The sequence below is a fragment of the Pseudomonas sp. KBN10P06128 genome (assembly GCF_037574945.1).
GTDB classification, from domain to species: Bacteria; Pseudomonadota; Gammaproteobacteria; order Pseudomonadales; family Pseudomonadaceae; genus Pseudomonas; species Pseudomonas aeruginosa.
In genome coordinates this window covers 4947151-4965003 of sequence record NZ_JBBELR010000001.1, presented here as the reverse complement: position 1 = coordinate 4965003, position 17853 = coordinate 4947151, and the positions used below count along the sequence as shown (strand labels likewise).

The following is a 17853-nucleotide window of genomic DNA, read 5'->3' as shown; positions in this document are numbered from 1 at the left end:
GGCCTCAGTGCAGGGCGCGGCCGGTCGGCGGGGCGAGTTCGCCCAGGCGCTGGCCGAGGCGCAGTTGCTCGGTGGGATCGTCGCTGAGCAAGAGCGCGCGTTCCAGGTCGTAGCGTTTCGCCTGCGGGCAATCCAGTTGCCGATAGAGGCCGGCGCGGGCCTCGTGGTCGGCGGCGCCCACCGGGCCGAGTTCGATCACCCGCTGGGCATCCTTCAGCGCGGCCAGCGGCTCGCCGGCGGCGCTGTGCAGTTGTCGCAGGTTGCGCGACAGACGCTGGAGGATTTCCCCGGGAGAGGCCTGCTTCAGGTAGGCGGCTTGCAGCTCGCTCTTCGGCCCCTGCAGGCGCAGCAGCAGTTCGCGGCAGTCGGTGGGATAGAGGCGCCGTCCGGTGGCCGGGTCGAGCAGATGGTCGGCCTGCGGCACGCGCAGCAGGAAGCGTCCCGGGAAGTTCACTCCGACCAGCGGAATGTCCAGCCGCCGCGCCAGTTCCATGGCCACCAGCGCCAGCGACAACGGCTGTCCCTGGCGCCGCTGCAGCACCAGCGGAAGCAGGGCCGAGCGCGGTTGCAGGGGGAAGTCGTCGTCCTCGCAGAAACCCTGTTCGCTCATTCGCCGCAGCAACCCCTGGGCGCGCTCGCTGGCCGAGGCGCGGTCGTCCAGGCTCGCGCCGATCTGCCGGACGAGTTCGTCGAGCTCGCGCAGGGCGTGGGCGGGCGAATACGCCGGGAGGTGCTCCGCGGCGATCCACAGGGCTGCCTCGAACAGCGCTGGCGGTTCCTGGGCGAGACAATCGAGGCAGGCTTGACGCGGGTCCATGGCTTTCCTCCTGGTGCGCCTGGATCGCTGCGGACGGGCCGTTCGGAGCACGCCGGGGCCGGTTTCGAGCGGGCGGACCCCAAGGTTGTAACCGTCCGCCGAAGCTTCGTCCAGTACCCGGCTCGGCGAGCGCCGCCGCCTGGTCGTCGGCCTTGCGGGCGTTTCGCCGACGCCTGCCTATACTGAAGGTGCCGGGCGGCAACGGCCCGGCCCGGACAACAAGCAGCAAGCAGGGGAGCCCCAGCATGTTCGACATGATGGACGCGGCCCGGCTCGAGGGTCTCCACCTCGCCCAAGACCCGGCCACGGGACTCAAGGCCATTATCGCCATCCACAGCACGCGACTCGGCCCGGCACTGGGTGGTTGTCGCTACCTGCCTTACCCCAACGACGAAGCCGCCATCGGCGACGCCATCCGCCTGGCCCAGGGCATGAGCTACAAGGCGGCCCTGGCCGGGCTGGAGCAGGGCGGCGGCAAGGCGGTGATCATCCGCCCGCCGCACCTGGACAATCGCGGCGCGCTGTTCGAGGCCTTCGGGCGCTTCATCGAAAGCCTCGGCGGACGCTACATCACCGCGGTGGACAGCGGTACCTCCAGCGCCGACATGGACTGCATCGCCCAGCAGACCCGCCACGTCACCAGCACCACCCAGGCCGGCGACCCCTCGCCGCATACCGCCCTCGGCGTGTTCGCCGGGATTCGCGCCAGCGCCCAGGCGCGCCTCGGCAGCGACGACCTGGAAGGCCTGCGGGTCGCGGTGCAGGGGCTCGGCCACGTCGGCTACGCATTGGCCGAGCAACTGGCGGCGGTCGGCGCCGAGCTGCTGGTCTGCGACCTCGATCCCGGCCGGGTGCAACTGGCCGTCGAGCAGCTCGGTGCCCATCCGCTGGCGCCGGAGGCATTGCTCTCCACCCCTTGCGACATCCTCGCGCCCTGCGGCCTGGGCGGCGTGCTCACCAGCCAGAGCGTCAGCCAGTTGCGCTGCGCGGCGGTGGCCGGGGCGGCGAACAACCAGTTGGAGCGGCCGGAGGTCGCCGACGAGCTGGAGGCGCGCGGCATCCTCTATGCGCCGGACTACGTGATCAACTCCGGCGGCCTGATCTACGTCGCCCTCAAGCACCGCGGCGCCGATCCGCACAGCATCACCGCGCACCTGGCGCGGATTCCCGCGCGGCTCACCGAGATCTATGCCCATGCCCAGGCCGACCACCAGTCGCCGGCGCGGATCGCCGACCGTCTGGCGGAACGGATTCTCTACGGCCCGCAGTGACGGGCCGGCGTTTCCGGCGAGGCCGCCAGCGGGCCTCGCCAGCGGCAGTGCGGGCCACCCCCGCGGTGCCGCGCGTGCACGCCGCCACCCGCGGCGCGACCCTGAGCGGCACGCCTACCCGGCGTGCGGAGGAGGTTTGCGATGGTTCACAACCGGATCGACCCGCCTTTCACCCGCTACCTCGACAGCGACGGTCGGCCCCTCGGCGAGTTGCCCGCCTGGGCCGGCGACAGCGATGCGCTGGTCGGCCTCTACCGGCAGATGCTCCTGACCCGCCTGTTCGACCAGAAGGCGGTGGCCCTCCAGCGTACCGGACGGATCGGCACCTATGCGCCAACCCTCGGCCAGGAAGCCATCGGCGTGGCCATCGGCAGCCAGATGCGCGCCGAAGACGTGCTGGTGCCCTATTACCGCGATACCGCCGTGCAATTGATGCGCGGTGTGCGCATGGAGGACATCCTCCTCTACTGGGGCGGCGACGAGCGCGGCAGCGACTACGCCGAACCGCTGGCGGCGCAGGACTTTCCCATTTGTGTGCCGATCGCCACCCAGGCCCTGCATGCCTGCGGGGTCGCCTCGGCGTTCCGCATCCGCGGCGAGCACCGGGTGGCGGTGACCACCTGCGGCGACGGCGCCACCAGCAAGGGCGATTTCCTCGAGGCGCTGAACGTGGCGGGCGCCTGGCAGTTGCCGGTGCTCTTCGTGGTCAACAACAACCAGTGGGCGATCTCGGTGCCGCGGCGCATCCAGTGCGGCGCGCCGACCCTGGCGGAGAAGGCGGTGGGTGCCGGCTTCCCCGGCGAACAGGTGGACGGCAACGACGTGCTGGCGGTCGCCGAACGCGTCCGCGCGGCCCTGGAGCGCGCGCGCCAGGGCAAGGGGCCGACCCTGCTGGAGTGCATCAGCTATCGCCTGTGCGACCACACCACGGCCGACGACGCCAGCCGCTACCGTTCCGCCGAGGAGGTCAACCAGGCCTGGCGCGAGGAGCCGATCAAGCGCCTGCGCGCCTTCCTCGCCGGCCGCGGCCAGTGGGACGAGGAGCGCGAGCAGGCGCTGGTGGGCGAGTGCCAGGCGCGGGTGCAGGAGGCGGTGGAGCGTTTCGAGACGTTCGCCGCGCAGGCGCCGCAGGCACTGTTCGAGCATGTCTACGCGCGCTGGCCGGCGGCCCTGGAGGAGCAGCGCGAGCAATTGCTGGAACGCGCCGCGCGGCGGCAGGGAGGGGCCGAACATGAATGAGCGCAACGGCGAAGCGAAACGCCTGGCCCTTCTGGAGGCGGTCAACCTGGCGTTGCACCGGGCCATGGCCGAGGACGAGGCGGTGGTGGTGCTGGGCGAAGACGTCGGGGTCAACGGCGGGGTGTTTCGCGCCACCCTCGGCCTGCGCGAGCGCTTCGGCTTCAAGCGGGTGCTGGATACGCCGCTGGCGGAGAACATGATCGCCGGGCTGTCCATCGGCATGGCCGCCCAGGGCCTGAAGCCGGTGATGGAGATCCAGTTCATGGGCTTCATCTACGCCGCCATGGAGCAACTGGTGTCCCATGCCAGCCGCCTGCGCAATCGCACCCGCGGCCGCCTAGCCTGCCCGTTGGTGCTGCGCACGCCGATGGGCGCGGGAATCCGCGCGCCGGAGCACCACAGCGAGGCGACCGAGGCGATGTTCGCGCACATCCCCGGCGTCCGCGTACTGGTGCCGTCGTCGCCGGCGCGGGCCTACGGCCTGCTCCTGGCGGCGATCGACGATCCCGATCCGGTGATCTTCCTCGAACCGACCCGGCTCTACCGGATGAACCCGCAGCCGCTGGCGGACGACGCCCGGCGCCTGCCGCTGGACAGTTGCTTCACCCTCCGCGAAGGCGGCGACCTGACCCTGGTCAGCTGGGGCGCCAGCGTCCACGAGACCCTGCAGGCCGCCGAGCGCCTGGCGCAGCGTGGCATCGAGGCCGAAGTGATCGACGTCGCCTGCCTCAAGCCGCTCGACCTCGACACCCTCGAAGCTTCGGTGCGCAAGACCGGTCGCTGCGTGATCGTCCATGAGGCGCCGAAGAGCGGCGGCCTCGGCGGGGAAATCGCCGCGAGCCTCTACGAGCGCGTCCTGTTCGATCTGCGGGCGCCGATCCAGCGGGTCGCCGCGGCCGATATCCCGCCGCCGCTGTACCGCCTGGAAGCGCTGTACATGCCCGCCGTGGAGGACATCCTGGCGGCCTGCGACACCGTGCTCGGCTACGCCTGAGCCGAGGGGAGACGACCATGAAGCACTTCAAGCTGCCCGACCTGGGCGAGGGCCTGCAGGAAGCGGAAATCGTCGAATGGCACGTCAAAGCCGGCGACAGCGTGTGCGCCGACCAGCGCCTGGTCTCGGTGGAAACCGCCAAGGCGCTGGTGGACATCCCCGCGCCCTACGACGGGGTGGTGGGCAAGCTGTTCGGCGCCGAGGGCGACATTCTCCACGTCGGCGAACCGCTGGTGGGCTTCGAGGGCGAGGAGGCGGACGCCGGTACCGTGGTGGGGCGCCTGGAGGGCGGCGGTAGCGCCCTGGAGGACCGTTTCTTCATCGGCGCCGCACCATCCACCCGCGAGCACCTGGCACCGCGCGCGACCCCGGCGGTGCGCCAGTTCGCCCGCCAGCAGGGCGTCGAGCTGGCCGGCCTGAGCGGCTCCGGCCCGGATGGCCTGATCACCCGCGGCGACGTCGAGGCCGCCGCCCAGGGCGCCCGCGAACGCTTCGGCGGCGAGCGCTTGCGCGGGGTACGGCGGAGCATGGCGCTGAACATGGCGCGCTCGCATGCCGAGGTGGTGCCGGTGACGATCTACGGCGACGCCGACCTGCATCGGTGGAAGACCGCACGCGACCCGTTGATCCGCCTGGCCCAGGCGCTGGCCGAGGCCTGTCGCGCCGAGCCGACCCTCAACGCCTGGTTCGATGGCGCCTCGTTGTCGCTGAAACTGCATGAGCGGCTCGACCTGGGGATCGCCGTGGACACCCCGGACGGCCTGTTCGTGCCGGTGCTGCGCGACGTCGGTGCGCGTTCGGCGGAGGACCTGCGCGCCGGTATGCGGCGCCTGCGCGAAGACGTCCAGGCACGCTCGATCCCGCCGGCGGAAATGCTCGGCGCGACCCTGACCCTATCCAACTTCGGCACCCTGTTCGGCCGCTACGCCAACCCCGTGGTGGTGCCGCCGCAGGTGGCCATCCTCGGCGCCGGCGGCATCCGCGACGAAGTAGTGGCCTGGCGCGGCGAGATGGCGATCCACCCGATCCTGCCGCTCTCGCTGACCTTCGATCACCGCGCCGCCACCGGTGGCGAGGCGGCGCGTTTCCTCAAGGTACTGGTGAACGCCCTGGAGCAGCCCGACGGCTGATCAGCGCCGGCGCTCCAGCCACCATGCCAGCAGCGCGCCGAGGGCATAGGCGAGCAGGTCGAAGCCGTCGGCGGTGCTGCCGAGAACGATGCGCAGCACGGGGCTGGAGAATTGCCAATGCAGTTGCGCCGCCAGGTACTGGCCCAGTTCCAGCAGCGCGCCGACGGCAAAGGCGGCGGATGCCAGCCAGGCGGCCGGCGCCCTGAGCGCGCTGCCCATCAGGTAGTAGAGCCAGACCACCGCCAGCAGGTCGCCGCCGAAGCTGCGTATCCAGCCCCAATGCCGGCCCAGGGTGGCGAGCAGGACCAGCAGGCCGAACAGCAGCAGTGCCAGCAGCAGGCTGCGCCGGTCCAGGCGCCAGCGTCGGGAGCGGACGGGGGAGGCGGGGAGAGCGGGCATGGGGCCTTCCTGGTCGATGGGGCTGCCGGGCGTTGTACGGCAAGCGCCGGTTTCCGGCAAGCCGGGCGCGGGTCGGACAAGCGCCGCGGACTCAGCGGCGTCGCAGGCTGGCGAGCAGTTGTTCGACGAAGGCGTCGCTGCCGGAGCTGTCGAGGTAGTGCACCTGGGGACCGTCGAGCAGGTAGAGCGCGTGGTAGGGCTTGCCGGCCTGGCTGCCGCGCAGGCGATAGACCTCGGTGCCGGCCACGCGGTAGCGGCTGGCGCTGGCGCGCCGGTCGCACAGGCCGAGGGCCTGGCGCTGCGCCTGGAGACGCTCGCGCTCGGCGTCGGGCAGGCCGTCCAGCGGCAGGGCTCCGAAGAGCAGGCGAACCTGTCGCGGAAGGTCGAGCCGTTCGCCCTCGTCCGCGCCCATCTCGTTGCCTTCGAGCAGGCGGTGGGCGAGGTAGTGACCCTCGGCGTAGCGGGCGATCAGCAGGTCGCCGCTGTGCAGCAGGGTGGCGGGGGCCCGTTGCAGGTCGAGTTGCAGCCTGCCGGCGCCGCCCAGGGCCAGGACCTGCGCGGCGCCGGCAGAGACTGCCGGTGTCTCGGCGTCCGTGGCCCGGAACGGGCAGGCGAGGGCAGGGGCGCCGGTGAGGCCGAGGAGGACGCACAGCAGGCCGGCAAGTTGTCGCGGCATGTTTCGGCTCCTTGCGCTTTGCTTGCAGCGGCGGCTCATTCGTCCGCGGCGTTTTCCTCGAACAGTTCGTTGAGGGCGTCCGGCTGGTTCTTGAAGGCGCGGGCGAAGGCGTCGCGGTTCTTCGCCATGAAGATGCCGAGTTCTTCCACCTGTTCCTCCTTCAGCGACGGCACCGCCTTCTGCAGCACCTCGGCCAGCGTTTCCGCCAGCTCCAGCATCTTGTCGTAACGATCGGCTTCAGCCTTGTCCATGAACAAACGCTCCTGATCCCGGCTGCTGCGGTACACCACTTCGACGGCCATTCATCACCTCTGTGCCTTCTGAGTCGCAAGGTTGCTTTGACTGGTTATCCATACAGTATATGGCGTCTTGCCGTCCGTGGATAGCGCCAGGATTGCTGGCGCATTGCCGGGGCGGTCGTCGTCTGACAGAAATGTCACGCCGGGCTCATGAGCCTGACAGTCTCCGCAGCGTAGTTTCAGGCTGAACGTTCTACCAAGGAGACATCCTCATGAGAGTGATCCCGTTGGCACTTGTCGCGCTGCTCGGCCTGGCGCCGCTGGCCCAGGCGCAGCAGCAGCCCTACGGACCCAACCCGGACTCGAAATCGCTCCGCCAGCATTACGTGGAAGGGCGCCTGGACATCGCCCGGGTGATCTACAAGACCGACCTGTGGAGCGCCTGTGGGATCGTCCCGGCGCGCCTGGTCTACGAGGACTCGCAGGGCGAGCGGCATACCGTCGAGTACAAGGCCTGGGGCAGCGGTTGCAGCGGCAATTGAGCGAACCCGGCGCGGCACGGGCCGCGCCGGGTTTTCCTCGGCTCCCGCGCTTCTGCTAAGGTTGCGCGCCTGCCGCCCGTTGCGCGGCGCATACCTTCCGCCCCGCAAGGATGCCCGGCATGCAAGACCTCGGTTTCGCCCTCCTGCTCATCGGCTACGTCTGGTCCGTGGCCAGCGGCGGCCGCCGTTCGATCCCCTGCGCATTGCTCTGCCTGCTGCTGTTTCCGCTGGCGCAACTGGCCTTCGCCATCAACGACGCGCCGATGCGCCCGCCGCTGGCGCTGGCGGCCCTTGGCGCGGGCCTGGCCTACCTCGGCGGCGGCTCGGTGTTCGGCTGAGCCCGGGCATCTCACAAGAATACGATTGAAAATCATTATCATAAAAAATATGCTGCTGTCCTTCTGAAAGGACGTGGGTGGATGCGCCGTTGGCGGAGCAGGATCTCAAGGCACTGTTTCTCAGGCATGCGCGGCAGTTGCAGTCGTATCTGTTGCGCAAGACCCGCGATCCGCACCTGGCGGCGGACCTGGCGCAGGAGAGCTTCCTGCGCCTGGCCGAGCAGCGGCACAAGGAGCCGATCGAGCATGTCGACGCCTATCTCTACCGCACCGCGCACAACCTCACCATCGACCATTACCGGCAGGAACGGCGGCGCCGCACCGAGACCCGCCCCAACGACGACCTCGCCGGGTTCGTCGCCGACCAGCCCGGCCCCGAGGAGTCCGCGGTGGATGCCGATGCGCTTGCCCACCTGCGCGAGATAGTCGCCGAACTGCCGCCGCGCACCCGTGAGATCTTCCGTCTCAACCGTCTGGAGGGGCTGACCCATGCCGAGGTGGCGAGACGCCTGGAAATCTCCGATAGCTCGGTGCAGAAGCACCTGGCCCGCGCCCTGGCCCATGTGATGCAGGCACTCGAGGATTCCCGCTGAATGGATTACCGAGTCTTGCCGGTTCGCGCGTCTGAACCTCTATAACGACCAACGAGAGCCGCACGTGAACAGCCCCCAGGAACAACAGCAGATCCGCCAGCAGGCCGCCGAATGGGCGATCCGCCTGGACGGCGGCGACCTCGACCGGTCCCGGCGCGAAGCGCTGGACGGCTGGCTGGCGGCCGACCCCCGGCACCCGGCCGCGCTGGCGCTGGCGCAACGGACCTGGAAACAGCTGGGATCGCTGGCCGAACCGCGGACGATGGTTCAGACGCCGGTCGCCAGCGCGCCGCGCCGCGCCGGGGGGCGGCGCAAGGGCTGGCGCGGCTGGGCCGCGGCGGCGGCGGTGCTGCTGGCCCTGGGCAGCGCCTGGAACGAACGCGACGCCGGCGTGAGCTGGCTGGCCGACCACGCCACCGGCAAGGGCGAGGTGCGCATCCTGCGGCTGGTGGATGGCAGCGAGGTCGAGCTGGACGCACAGAGCGCCATCGATGTCGCCTACGACAGCCGCGAGCGACGGGTGCGCCTGCTCGAAGGCAGCGCGATCTTCCGCGCCGCCCCACGCGCGGGCCGGGAGACCCGGCCCTTCGTGGTGGAAAGCGCCGGCGGCAGCACTCGCGCGCTGGGCACTCGGTTCCTGGTCAGCCGCAACGACGACGGCAGCGTCCAGGTCGGGGTGCTCGAACACCGCGTCGCGGTGGCCCTGGCGCATCCGCGCACGGGGACCGTCGGGCGCCGCGAGCTGGGCGAGGGCGAGAGCCTGCGCTACAGCGCGGAGGGCGGCGTCGAGGCGCCGCTGGGCGGTCGCCTCGACGACCTGACCAGTTGGCGGCGCGGCCTGCTGGTCTTCGACGAGCAGCCGCTGGGCGAGGTGGTGGCGCGCCTCAATCGCTACCGGCCGGGGCATTTGCTGGTGGCTCCCGGTGCGTTGGCGCAGCGGCGGGTCAGCGGGGTATTCCGGGTCGCCGACCTGGAGGCCTCGTTGCAGTCGATCAGCGATGAGCTGGGCGTGCGCAGCCTGGGCCTGGCGGGAGTGACGCTGCTGTACTGAGCGGCGCGATCGCTTCCGAGAGCCTCGACCACGGGCCGGGCAGTCGCCCCGCGCGCTTGTTCCGGCAGGGGCCGGGAAGCGCATTTTCGAGCCGTGGATCCCGCCGGCGAAAAATTTTCTCGATTTCCGTTACTGACTTTCCCTGCCTCCATCGTTCTCTTAACGAGACTGATTCTTATTACACAAAACGATGGAGTGTAGGCGCTGTCATGAAACATCGTGGATGGAGTGCCGTGCGAGGCGGTCGCAAGGGGGCGCAACTGGCCCTGGGGCTGGGCCTGGTCCTGCTGGGAACGGCCGCGCTACCGCTGCATGCGCAAGACGGGGCGGACTCGGCGAGCCAGCAGCAGACCGCGCTGCGCCGGGTCCGGCTGGACATCCCGGCACAACCGCTGAACCGCGCCCTGCTGCGATTCGCCGAGCAGGCCGGGGTCCAGGTGTTCTTCGACAGCCAGCGTTTCGCCGGTCTCGGCAGCGCGGCGGTGCACGGCGAATACGTGCTGGCCGACGGCCTGAGCCAGATGCTCCAGGGCAGCCCGGTGGAATACCGCTTCTCCGGCAAGGACCAATTGAGCCTGATCCGCGTCAGCCAGGACGACCTGGTGCAGATGTCGCCCTCGGTGATCTCCGCCGCGCGTCCGGACGACTGGGTCTACCAGACGCCGCATTCGGTCAGCGTGATCGGCCGCGAGCAGATCGAGCGCAACCCGCCGCGGCATGCCGCCGACATGCTCGAGGAAACCCCCGGGGTGTACTCCTCGGTGAGCCAGCAGGACCCCGGCCTGTCGGTGAACATCCGTGGCATCCAGGACTACGGGCGGGTCAACATGTCGGTCGACGGCATGCGCCAGAACTACCAGCAGAGCGGCCACCAGCAGCGCAACGGGACGCTCTACGTCGATCCCGAGCTGCTCAGCGAGGTGGTCATCGACAAGGGCGCCAGCTCGGCCATGGGCGGCGCCGGGGTGATCGGCGGGATCGCCAACTTCCGCACCCTGGAGGCCCGCGACCTGGTCAAGCCGGGCAAGCAGGTCGGTGGCCGGGTGCGCCTCACCAGCGGCCTGGGCGGCGACGCCAACGGCACCCACTTCATCGGCAGTGCGGCCTTCGCCATCGGCACCGAGGCCTGGGACATGCTGGTCGCCGCCAGCGAGCGCCACCTGGGCGACTACGATCCGGGGACCAAGGGCAGCATCGGCGAGCTGCGCACCGGCGCCTGGTTCAATCCCGAGGCCGGGCAGCGGGTCAAGCATTCGCCGGTGGCCTACTCCGGCTACGTGATGCGCTCGCGACTGGCCAAGCTTGGCGTCGCCCTGCCGCAGGACCAGCGCCTGCAGTTCAGCTACCTGACCACCCAGGTGTCCTACGACGACGCCAACATGCTCAACACCGAGAACCAGGCGCTCTGGGAAAAGCTCGGCAGCAGCGACGTGCGTGCGCAGAACTTCGCCATCGACTACGGCTACGCGCCGGACAACCCGCTGGTGGACTTCAAGGCCAAGCTCTACTACGTCGACAACCGCAACCGCCAGCAGACCCTGCAACGCGGTATCACCCCCGGCTACTCGATCACCTACCAGACCGACACCTACGGCGCGCAGGCGCAGAACACCTCGACCTTCGCTCTCGACGAGCTCTCCACGCTGCGCGCCAACTATGGCCTGGAGTTCTTCTACGACAAGGTGCGGCCGGACTCCAGCCAGCCGCGGGCGAGCACCTCGGCGGTCGGCTTCCCTGCGGCCGAAGGCATGACCCCCAAGGGCGACCGCGCCCTCGGCAGCCTGTTCGCCCGTCTCGACTACGACTACGACGACTGGCTCAACCTCAACGCCGGGCTGCGTTACGACCGCTACCGCCTGCGCGGCGACACCGGCTTCAACGCGCGCACCTTCATCCTTGGCACCACCCGGCAGACCGACATGCCGCTGCAATACGCCGTCGACCGCGAGGAGGGGCGCTTCTCGCCGACCTTCGGCCTGTCGGTCAAGCCCGGTGTCGACTGGTTGCAGCTGTTCGCCACCTACGGCAAGGGCTGGCGCCCGCCGGCGGTGACCGAGAGTCTGATCACCGGCCGCCCCCACGGCGGCGGCGCGGAAAACATGTACCCCAACCCGTTCCTCAGTCCGGAGCGCTCGAAGGCCTGGGAAGTCGGCTTCAACGTGCTGAAGGAGAACCTCTGGTTCAGCGACGACCGTCTGGGCCTGAAGGTCGCCTACTTCGACACCCGGGTCGACGACTTCATCTTCATGGGCATGGGCATGCAGCCGCCGGGCTACGGCATGGCCGGGATCGGCAACAGCGCCTACGTCAACAACCTCGACAGCACGCGCTTCCGTGGCGTCGAGTACCAGCTCGACTACGATGCCGGGCTGGCCTACGGGCAGCTCTCCTACACGCACATGATCGGCAGCAACGACTTTTGTTCGAAGACCGCTTGGCTCGGCGGCGTCACCCAGACGGTGAAGGGCAGCGGTCGCCGCCCGCCGGTGATCGACATGCGGCCGGACGAGCAGGCCAACGCCGCCACCCATTGCAGCGCGGTGCTCGGCTCCGCCGAACACATGCCGATGGACCGCGGCTCGCTGACCCTGGGCATGCGCTTCTTCGACCGCAGGCTGGACGTCGGCGCCCGTGCCCGCTACAGCGAAGGCTACTCGGTGGCCGGCGGCGCCACGGTGTCGCAGGCCGGCGTGTACCCGGCGGACTGGAAGGAATACACCGTCTACGACCTGTACGGCAGCTACCGGGTGAGCGACGAACTGACCCTGCGCCTGGCCATGGAGAACGTCACCGACCGCGCCTACCTGGTGCCGCTGGGCGACGTGCTGGCCTTCACCCTCGGTCGCGGGCGGACCCTGCAAGGCACCCTCGAATACCAGTTCTGACCCCCGTTTTGCCCAGTGAAGGGCAAAACCGGAGCGGGCATCCGTGCGCTCCGGCATTCACCACTCGTTGAATTGGAGTTTTGGCATGAGCATTTCGATTTCCTACAGCACCACCTACAGCGGCTGGACCGTAGCGGATTACCTGGCGGACTGGTCGGCCTACTTCGGCGACGTCAACCATCGTCCGGGCCAGGTGGTGGACGGCAGCAATACCGGCGGCTTCAACCCCGGTCCGTTCGACGGCAGCCAGTACGCGCTGAAGAGCACCGCCAGCGACGCGGCCTTCATCGCCGGCGGCGACCTCCACTACACCCTGTTCAGCAACCCCAGCCACACCCTGTGGGGCAAGCTGGACAGCATCGCCCTCGGCGACACCCTGACCGGCGGCGCCTCCAGCGGTGGCTACGCCCTGGACAGCCAGGAGGTGAGCTTCAGCAACCTGGGCCTGGATTCGCCGATTGCCCAGGGCCGCGACGGCACCGTGCACAAGGTGGTCTACGGCCTGATGAGCGGTGACAGCAGCGCCCTGCAGGGGCAGATCGACGCGCTGCTGAAAGCGGTCGACCCGAGCCTGTCGATCAACTCCACCTTCGACCAGTTGGCCGCGGCCGGCGTCGCCCATGCCACCCCGGCTGCGGCAGCGGCGGAAATCGGCGTGGTCGGCGTGCAGGAACTGCCGCACGACCTGGCCCTGGCGGCCTGAGCAACTGTCCACGATAGCGTTCGTGGACTGCTTGCGCTAAAGGCCGGAGAGGAGTTGGCGCTCCTCTCCGGCGCACGAACCGCCGTCGCTGCGCCTCGCACCCGTGGCGACGGCGGCCCCCGGATTGTTCCTCCGCCGGCCGTGCCCGGCAAGCGGAGACTGCCGCAATGTCCTCCGGGCCCGCTCGCGGCCCGGACACCCACAGGACCCGACTCCGATGAAGCTCCGGCCGGCCTCGCCGCGCAATGAAATCCTCGCCACCCTCGGCCGCTTCCGCCCGGCGCTGCGCAGCGTCGCGCTGTTCACCGCGGTGATCAACCTGCTGATGCTGGCGCCGTCGCTGTACATGCTGCAGGTCTACGACCGGGTGCTCGGCTCCGGCAACCACATGACCCTGCTGATGCTGACCCTCATGGTGCTCGGCCTCTACCTGCTGCTCGGCGCCCTGGAGTGGGTGCGCAGCCTGGTGGTGATCCGCCTCGGCGGCCAGCTCGACATGCAACTCAACCAGCGCATCTACGACGCCTCCTTCCGCGCCAGCCTGGAGCGCGGCGAGCAGGCCGCCGGACAGGCGCTGAACGACCTGACCAGCCTGCGCCAGTTCCTCACCGGCAACGCCCTGTTCGCCTTCTTCGACGCGCCCTGGTTCCCGCTCTACCTGCTGGTGATCTTCCTCTTCAGTCCCTGGCTCGGCCTGCTCGCCCTGGCCGGGGCGCTGCTGCTGGTGCTGCTCGCCTGGGTCAACGAAAGCCGCTCGCGCGAACCGCTGGCCGAGGCCGGGCAACTGTCGATCCTCGCCACCCAGCAGGCCTCGGCCAACCTGCGCCAGGCGGAAACCCTGGCGGCAATGGGCATGTTGCCGGCCATGCGCGCGCGCTGGTTCGCCCAGCACCAGGCCTTCCTTGCCCGGCAGAACCTCGGCAGCGAGCGCAGTGCGGCGATCGGCGCGACCTCCAAGGGCGTGCGCCTGGCCTTGCAGTCGCTGGTGCTCGGCCTCGGCGCCTGGCTGGCGGTGGAAGGCCTGATCACCCCGGGGATGATGATCGCCGGCTCGATCCTGATGGGCCGCGTGCTCAGCCCCATCGACCAGTTGATCGCGGTCTGGCGCCAGTGGAGCGGCGCGCGGCAGGCCTACCAGCGGCTGGCGCGGCTGCTCGAGGAGAATCCGCCGGCTGCCCTGGGCATGCCGCTGCCGGCGCCGCGCGGCGCGTTGCGCGTCGAGCGGCTCTGCGCGGCCGCGCCGGGACGCGAGCAGGTATTGTTGCAGGACCTCGGTTTCGCCCTGGAGCCTGGCGAAGCGCTCGGCGTGATCGGGCCGTCCGGTTCCGGCAAGTCGACCCTGGCGCGCTTGCTGGTGGGCGCCTGGCAGCCGCTGTCCGGCGCGGTGCGCTTGGACGGCGCCGACCTGCGGCAGTGGAGCGCGGCGGCACTGGGGCCGCACATCGGCTACCTGGCCCAGGACGTGCAACTGTTCGCCGGCAGCATCGCCGAGAACATCGCGCGCTTCGCCGAGGTGGATGCCGAGAAGGTGGTGGCGGCAGCGCGCCTGGCCGGCGTGCACGACCTGGTGCTGCGCCTGCCGCAGGGCTACGACACGCGCCTTGGCGACGGCGGCGCCGGACTCTCCGGCGGCCAGCGCCAGCGCATCGGCCTGGCCCGCGCGCTGTACGGGCGACCGGCGCTGATCGTGCTCGACGAACCCAATGCCAGCCTCGACGAGGCGGGTGAGGCGGCCCTGGCCGAAGCCATCGCGGCGATGCGCCGGCAGGGCAGCAGCCTGGTGCTGGTCACCCACAAGCCGGCGGTGCTGGCGCTGACCGACAAGCTGTTGTTGCTGCATGGCGGGCGCCTGCAGCGTTTCGGCGCGACCGCCGAGGTGCTTGCCAGCGCCTCGCCGCCGGCCGCTGCGGCCCCGGCGCCGGCACGGCCGACGCCGGCGTTCGGTTTCGGCTACCGGCCGGGACCGGGCATGCCGGTCGGCGGTGTGCCGGGAGGAGCGGCGCGATGAGCGGGCAGGCGCGGTTGCGCGAAGTCGGCGACGGCGGCGCGGCGCTGGAACTGGACGAGAAGCGTTTTTCCCGGCTCGGCTGGGGGCTGGTGCTGCTCGGCTTCGTCGGCTTTCTCCTGTGGGCCGGGTTGGCCCCGCTGGACAAGGGCGTCGGGGTCTCCGGCACGGTGATGGTGGCCGGTAGCCGCAAGGCCGTGCAGCACCCTACCGGCGGCCTGGTCAGGCACATCCGCGTGCACGAAGGCGAGCGGGTGGAGGCAGGACAGGTGCTGCTGGAGATGGACGCTACCCAGGCCCGGGCCCAGGCCGATGGCCTGTTCGCCCAGTACCTGGCGGCGCTGGCGAGTCTGGCGCGGCTGAGCGCCGAGCGCGATGAAAAGGCGCGGATCGAGTTTCCCGCCGAGCTGCTGGCGCTGGACGACCCGCGCCTGCCGACCCTGCTGGAACAGCAGCGGCAGTTGCACGACAGCCGTCGGCGGGCGCTGCGCCTGGAACTCGATGGTCTCGCCGAGACGGTCGCCGGCAGCCAGGCGCAACTGGACGGCCTGCAAGCCGCGCTGCGCAGCAAGGAGCAGCAGCGCGCCGCCCTCGAGGAACAGTTGCGCGGCCTGCGCCAACTGGCCAGCGAGGGCTACGTACCGCGCAACCGCCTGCTCGACAGCGAGCGCCTGCTGGCCCAGGTCAACGGCGAGATCGCCGGCGACCTCGGCAGCCTCGGCAGTACCCGCCGGCAGATCCTCGAACTGCGCCTGCGCATGGCCCAGCGGCGGGAGAAGTTCCAGGAAGAGGTGCGCGCCAGCCTGGCCGACGCCCAGGTGCGCGCCGAGGAGTTGCGCAATCGCCTGGCCAGCGCGCGCTTCGACCTGGCCAACAGCGAGGTACGGGCGCCGGTCGCCGGCCTGGTGCTCGGCCAGGAAGTGTTCACCGAGGGCGGCGTGATCGCGCCCGGCCAGCAACTGATGGAAATCCTCCCGGAGCGCCAGCCGCTGCTGGTGGACGCTCGGCTGCCGGTGGGGATGGTCGACAAGGTCCGCGTCGGCCTGCCGGTGGAACTGATGTTCAGCGCCTTCAACCAGAGCACTACGCCGCGGGTGGAGGGCCAAGTGACCCTGGTCTCGGCCGACCGCCTGCTGGACGAGCGCGGCGAGGCGCCGTACTACCGGGTGCGCATCCGCGTAGGCGAGGAGGGCGTACGTCGCCTGGCCGGCCTGGAGATCCGCCCGGGGATGCCGGTGGAGGCCTTCGTTCGCAGCGGCGAGCGCTCGCTGTTGAACTACCTGTTCAAGCCGCTGGCCGACCGTACCCACCTGGCGCTGGGGGAAGAATGAATCGCCTGCGAGCCTGCCTGCTGTCCTCCGTGCTGCTTTCGGCCTCTTCGGCCCAGGCGCTGGGTCTGCTGGACGCCTACCAACTGGCGGTGCGCCACGACCCGACCTTCCAGGCGGCGCTCCACGAGCGCCGCGCCGGCAGCGAAAACCGCGCCATCGGCCGTGCCGGCCTGCTGCCGAGCCTGCGCTACGACTACAACAAGGCGCGCAACGACTCCACCGTCAGCCAGGGCGACGCCCGCGTCGAGCGCGACTATCGCAGCTACGCCTCGACCCTCAGCCTGGAGCAGCCGCTGTTCGACTACGAGGCCTACGCGCGCTACCGCCAGGGCGAGGCCCAGGCGCTGTTCGCCGACGAACAGTTCCGCGGGCGCAGCCAGGAACTGGCGGTGCGCCTGTTCGCCGCCTACAGCGAAACCCTGTTCGCCCGCGAGCAGGTGGTCCTGGCCGAGGCCCAGCGGCGCGCCCTGGAAACCCAGCTGGCGTTCAACCAGCGTGCCTTCGAGGAAGGCGAGGGCACCCGCACCGACCTGTTGGAGACCCGCGCCCGGCTGAGCCTGACCCGCGCCGAGGAGATCGCCGCCGGCGATCGTGCGGCGGCGGCGCGGCGTACGCTGGAAGCGATGCTCGGGCAGGCGCTGGAGAACCGCGAGTTGGCCGCGCCCATCGAGCGTTTCCCGGCGCTGCGTCTGCAGCCGGCGACCTTCGAAGGCTGGCGCCAGGTGGCCCTGCAACGCAGCGCCGAGCTGGGCGCCCAGCGCCATGCGCTGGAGGCGGCGGCCTACGAGGTGGAGCGCAATCGTGCCGGCCACCTGCCCAGGCTCAGCCTCTACGCCAGCAGCAGCAAGACGCACTCGGCTTCGGAAAGCACCTACGAGCAGAAATACGACACCGACAGTGTCGGCCTGCGTCTCAGCCTGCCGCTGTTCGAGGGCGGGCGGGTGTCGGCGGCGACCCGCCAGGCCGGCGACAAGTACGCTCAGGCCCAGGCCGAGCTGGATGCCCAGGTGGCCAGTGTGATCAATGACCTGCACAGCCAGTTCGACCTGACCGCCAGCAGCCTGGCCAAGGTGCGCGCCTACGAGATGGCGGTGGCGGCGGCGCGCGAACAGGTGACGGCGACGCGGCGCAGCGTCGCCGGCGGGGAGCGGGTCAATCGCGACGTGCTGGACGCCGAACAGCAGTTCTACGGCGCCCGCCGCGACCTGGCGGAAGCGCGCTACGCCTACCTCAACGCCTGGCTGCGCCTGCGCCAGCTGGCGGGGGTGCTGGAAGACCGCGACCTGGCGGTACTGGCCGCCTATTTCGGCGCCGGCGAAGGACGCGCGCAGGTCGCCGCTGCCATCAGATAGCTATCGGCCAGCGTGCCTTGCCTTGGGTCATCGCCTGCAACAGTTGCGGCGCGCTGGTGCCGTTTTCGATGGCGATGCCGAAGCGGATGCTCTCGATCATCCGCTGCAACTGTTCCAGGTCATGCAGTTGCGCCGGTCGGATCAGGCGCTTGGCGGCGACCCCGCGTTCGTTGGAGAGGGTGAGGACGATGCTGCCGTCCGGCCGCTCCAGGCTGAGGTTGACCCGGTACTCGGCCTGGAAGGCCTCGGTGAGGAGCTGGAAAGGGCTGCTGTCGGTCATGGCGGACC

Annotated in this window: 18 protein-coding genes; 13 read left to right on the top strand and 5 right to left on the bottom strand. The window is 70.2% G+C overall.

Annotation, left to right across the window (positions count from 1 at the left end; translation table 11 throughout):
• Positions 1-4 precede the first annotated feature (4 nt).
• Complete coding sequence (locus VQ065_RS23240) at positions 5-817, bottom strand: SirB1 family protein (RefSeq protein ID WP_340080472.1); 813 nt, start codon at positions 815-817, stop codon at positions 5-7.
• A gap of 245 nt (positions 818-1062) precedes the next feature.
• Between VQ065_RS23240 and VQ065_RS23235 the strand changes: the two genes are divergently transcribed.
• The 4 genes from VQ065_RS23235 (at position 1063) to VQ065_RS23220 (ending at position 5451) form a co-directional block, all read left to right on the top strand.
• Positions 1063-2088, top strand: a complete 1026-nt coding sequence (locus VQ065_RS23235; protein ID WP_003091859.1) for a Leu/Phe/Val dehydrogenase — start codon at positions 1063-1065, stop codon at positions 2086-2088.
• 141 nt (positions 2089-2229) lie between these two features.
• Entirely contained in the window at positions 2230-3327 is a 1098-nt protein-coding gene (gene pdhA / locus VQ065_RS23230; protein ID WP_003091858.1) for a pyruvate dehydrogenase (acetyl-transferring) E1 component subunit alpha, read from the top strand.
• The gene (locus tag VQ065_RS23225) at positions 3320-4321 is read left to right on the top strand and encodes an alpha-ketoacid dehydrogenase subunit beta (RefSeq protein WP_003091856.1); all 1002 of its coding nucleotides are present in this window, start codon (positions 3320-3322) and stop codon (positions 4319-4321) included. Before pdhA ends, VQ065_RS23225 begins: the two co-directional genes overlap by 8 nt.
• A gap of 17 nt (positions 4322-4338) precedes the next feature.
• The gene (locus tag VQ065_RS23220; RefSeq protein WP_014603957.1) at positions 4339-5451 is read left to right on the top strand and encodes a dihydrolipoamide acetyltransferase family protein; all 1113 of its coding nucleotides are present in this window, start codon (positions 4339-4341) and stop codon (positions 5449-5451) included.
• On the opposite strand, the gene VQ065_RS23215 is transcribed toward VQ065_RS23220, so the two are convergent.
• From VQ065_RS23215 to VQ065_RS23205, 3 genes are all read right to left on the bottom strand, one after another.
• A complete protein-coding gene (locus VQ065_RS23215; RefSeq protein ID WP_003107529.1) occupies positions 5452-5850 on the bottom strand; it encodes a DUF2809 domain-containing protein in 399 nt (132 codons plus the stop codon).
• A 91-nt stretch (positions 5851-5941) separates the two neighbouring features.
• On the bottom strand, positions 5942-6526 hold the full coding sequence (locus VQ065_RS23210) for a hypothetical protein (RefSeq protein ID WP_014603956.1): 585 nt from the start codon (positions 6524-6526) through the stop codon (positions 5942-5944).
• A gap of 35 nt (positions 6527-6561) precedes the next feature.
• Positions 6562-6828, bottom strand: coding sequence for a YebG family protein (locus VQ065_RS23205; RefSeq protein ID WP_003091854.1), 267 nt, complete (start codon positions 6826-6828; stop codon positions 6562-6564).
• A gap of 209 nt (positions 6829-7037) precedes the next feature.
• Between VQ065_RS23205 and VQ065_RS23200 the strand changes: the two genes are divergently transcribed.
• The 9 genes from VQ065_RS23200 (at position 7038) to VQ065_RS23160 (ending at position 17565) form a co-directional block, all read left to right on the top strand.
• Positions 7038-7307, top strand: a complete 270-nt coding sequence (locus tag VQ065_RS23200) for a DUF2790 domain-containing protein (RefSeq protein ID WP_003091850.1) — start codon at positions 7038-7040, stop codon at positions 7305-7307.
• Positions 7308-7426: 119 nt separating this feature from the next.
• Positions 7427-7645 (top strand): hypothetical protein, encoded by a 219-nt coding sequence (locus tag VQ065_RS23195; protein WP_003091846.1) that lies wholly within the window; start codon positions 7427-7429, stop codon positions 7643-7645.
• 77 nt (positions 7646-7722) lie between these two features.
• Complete coding sequence (locus VQ065_RS23190) at positions 7723-8238, top strand: RNA polymerase sigma factor (protein WP_003091845.1); 516 nt, start codon at positions 7723-7725, stop codon at positions 8236-8238.
• Positions 8239-8302: 64 nt separating this feature from the next.
• Positions 8303-9289 carry a FecR family protein gene (locus tag VQ065_RS23185; protein WP_003138216.1) on the top strand — a complete coding sequence of 329 codons (987 nt, stop codon included), beginning with the start codon at positions 8303-8305 and terminating at the stop codon, positions 9287-9289.
• Between the two features lie 209 nt (positions 9290-9498).
• Positions 9499-12174 carry a heme uptake receptor HasR gene (gene hasR / locus VQ065_RS23180; protein WP_020750987.1) on the top strand — a complete coding sequence of 892 codons (2676 nt, stop codon included), beginning with the start codon at positions 9499-9501 and terminating at the stop codon, positions 12172-12174.
• A gap of 85 nt (positions 12175-12259) precedes the next feature.
• A complete protein-coding gene (hasA, locus tag VQ065_RS23175; protein WP_003091842.1) occupies positions 12260-12877 on the top strand; it encodes a heme acquisition protein HasA in 618 nt (205 codons plus the stop codon).
• A gap of 217 nt (positions 12878-13094) precedes the next feature.
• On the top strand, positions 13095-14885 hold the full coding sequence (locus VQ065_RS23170; RefSeq protein WP_023098468.1) for a type I secretion system permease/ATPase: 1791 nt from the start codon (positions 13095-13097) through the stop codon (positions 14883-14885).
• A complete protein-coding gene (locus VQ065_RS23165) occupies positions 14882-16213 on the top strand; it encodes an HlyD family type I secretion periplasmic adaptor subunit (protein WP_003091841.1) in 1332 nt (443 codons plus the stop codon). Before VQ065_RS23170 ends, VQ065_RS23165 begins: the two co-directional genes overlap by 4 nt.
• The gene (locus VQ065_RS23160) at positions 16210-17565 is read left to right on the top strand and encodes a TolC family outer membrane protein (protein ID WP_003091840.1); all 1356 of its coding nucleotides are present in this window, start codon (positions 16210-16212) and stop codon (positions 17563-17565) included. The genes VQ065_RS23165 and VQ065_RS23160 overlap by 4 nt, the downstream gene beginning before the upstream one ends.
• Here the strand turns inward: VQ065_RS23160 and VQ065_RS23155 are convergent.
• Positions 17558-17845 (bottom strand): DUF3509 domain-containing protein, encoded by a 288-nt coding sequence (locus VQ065_RS23155; protein WP_003091839.1) that lies wholly within the window; start codon positions 17843-17845, stop codon positions 17558-17560. The two genes, VQ065_RS23160 and VQ065_RS23155, sit on opposite strands and share 8 nt — an antisense overlap.
• Positions 17846-17853: the final 8 nt, after the last annotated feature.

What these genes read in the sequence shown, in the direction of transcription:
- VQ065_RS23235 (WP_003091859.1), top strand. Translation starts at nt 1,063, where the DNA reads ATGTTCGACATGATGGACGCGGCCCGGCTCGAGGGTCTCCACCTCGCC.
- hasR (WP_020750987.1), top strand. Translation starts at nt 9,499, where the DNA reads ATGAAACATCGTGGATGGAGTGCCGTGCGAGGCGGTCGCAAGGGGGCG.
- VQ065_RS23240 (WP_340080472.1), bottom strand. Translation starts at nt 817, where the DNA reads ATGGACCCGCGTCAAGCCTGCCTCGATTGTCTCGCCCAGGAACCGCCA.
- pdhA (WP_003091858.1), top strand. Translation starts at nt 2,230, where the DNA reads ATGGTTCACAACCGGATCGACCCGCCTTTCACCCGCTACCTCGACAGC.
- VQ065_RS23160 (WP_003091840.1), top strand. Translation starts at nt 16,210, where the DNA reads ATGAATCGCCTGCGAGCCTGCCTGCTGTCCTCCGTGCTGCTTTCGGCC.
- VQ065_RS23205 (WP_003091854.1), bottom strand. Translation starts at nt 6,828, where the DNA reads ATGGCCGTCGAAGTGGTGTACCGCAGCAGCCGGGATCAGGAGCGTTTG.
- VQ065_RS23195 (WP_003091846.1), top strand. Translation starts at nt 7,427, where the DNA reads ATGCAAGACCTCGGTTTCGCCCTCCTGCTCATCGGCTACGTCTGGTCC.
- VQ065_RS23165 (WP_003091841.1), top strand. Translation starts at nt 14,882, where the DNA reads ATGAGCGGGCAGGCGCGGTTGCGCGAAGTCGGCGACGGCGGCGCGGCG.
- VQ065_RS23220 (WP_014603957.1), top strand. Translation starts at nt 4,339, where the DNA reads ATGAAGCACTTCAAGCTGCCCGACCTGGGCGAGGGCCTGCAGGAAGCG.
- VQ065_RS23170 (WP_023098468.1), top strand. Translation starts at nt 13,095, where the DNA reads ATGAAGCTCCGGCCGGCCTCGCCGCGCAATGAAATCCTCGCCACCCTC.
- VQ065_RS23210 (WP_014603956.1), bottom strand. Translation starts at nt 6,526, where the DNA reads ATGCCGCGACAACTTGCCGGCCTGCTGTGCGTCCTCCTCGGCCTCACC.
- VQ065_RS23225 (WP_003091856.1), top strand. Translation starts at nt 3,320, where the DNA reads ATGAATGAGCGCAACGGCGAAGCGAAACGCCTGGCCCTTCTGGAGGCG.
- hasA (WP_003091842.1), top strand. Translation starts at nt 12,260, where the DNA reads ATGAGCATTTCGATTTCCTACAGCACCACCTACAGCGGCTGGACCGTA.
- VQ065_RS23215 (WP_003107529.1), bottom strand. Translation starts at nt 5,850, where the DNA reads ATGCCCGCTCTCCCCGCCTCCCCCGTCCGCTCCCGACGCTGGCGCCTG.
- VQ065_RS23200 (WP_003091850.1), top strand. Translation starts at nt 7,038, where the DNA reads ATGAGAGTGATCCCGTTGGCACTTGTCGCGCTGCTCGGCCTGGCGCCG.
- VQ065_RS23155 (WP_003091839.1), bottom strand. Translation starts at nt 17,845, where the DNA reads ATGACCGACAGCAGCCCTTTCCAGCTCCTCACCGAGGCCTTCCAGGCC.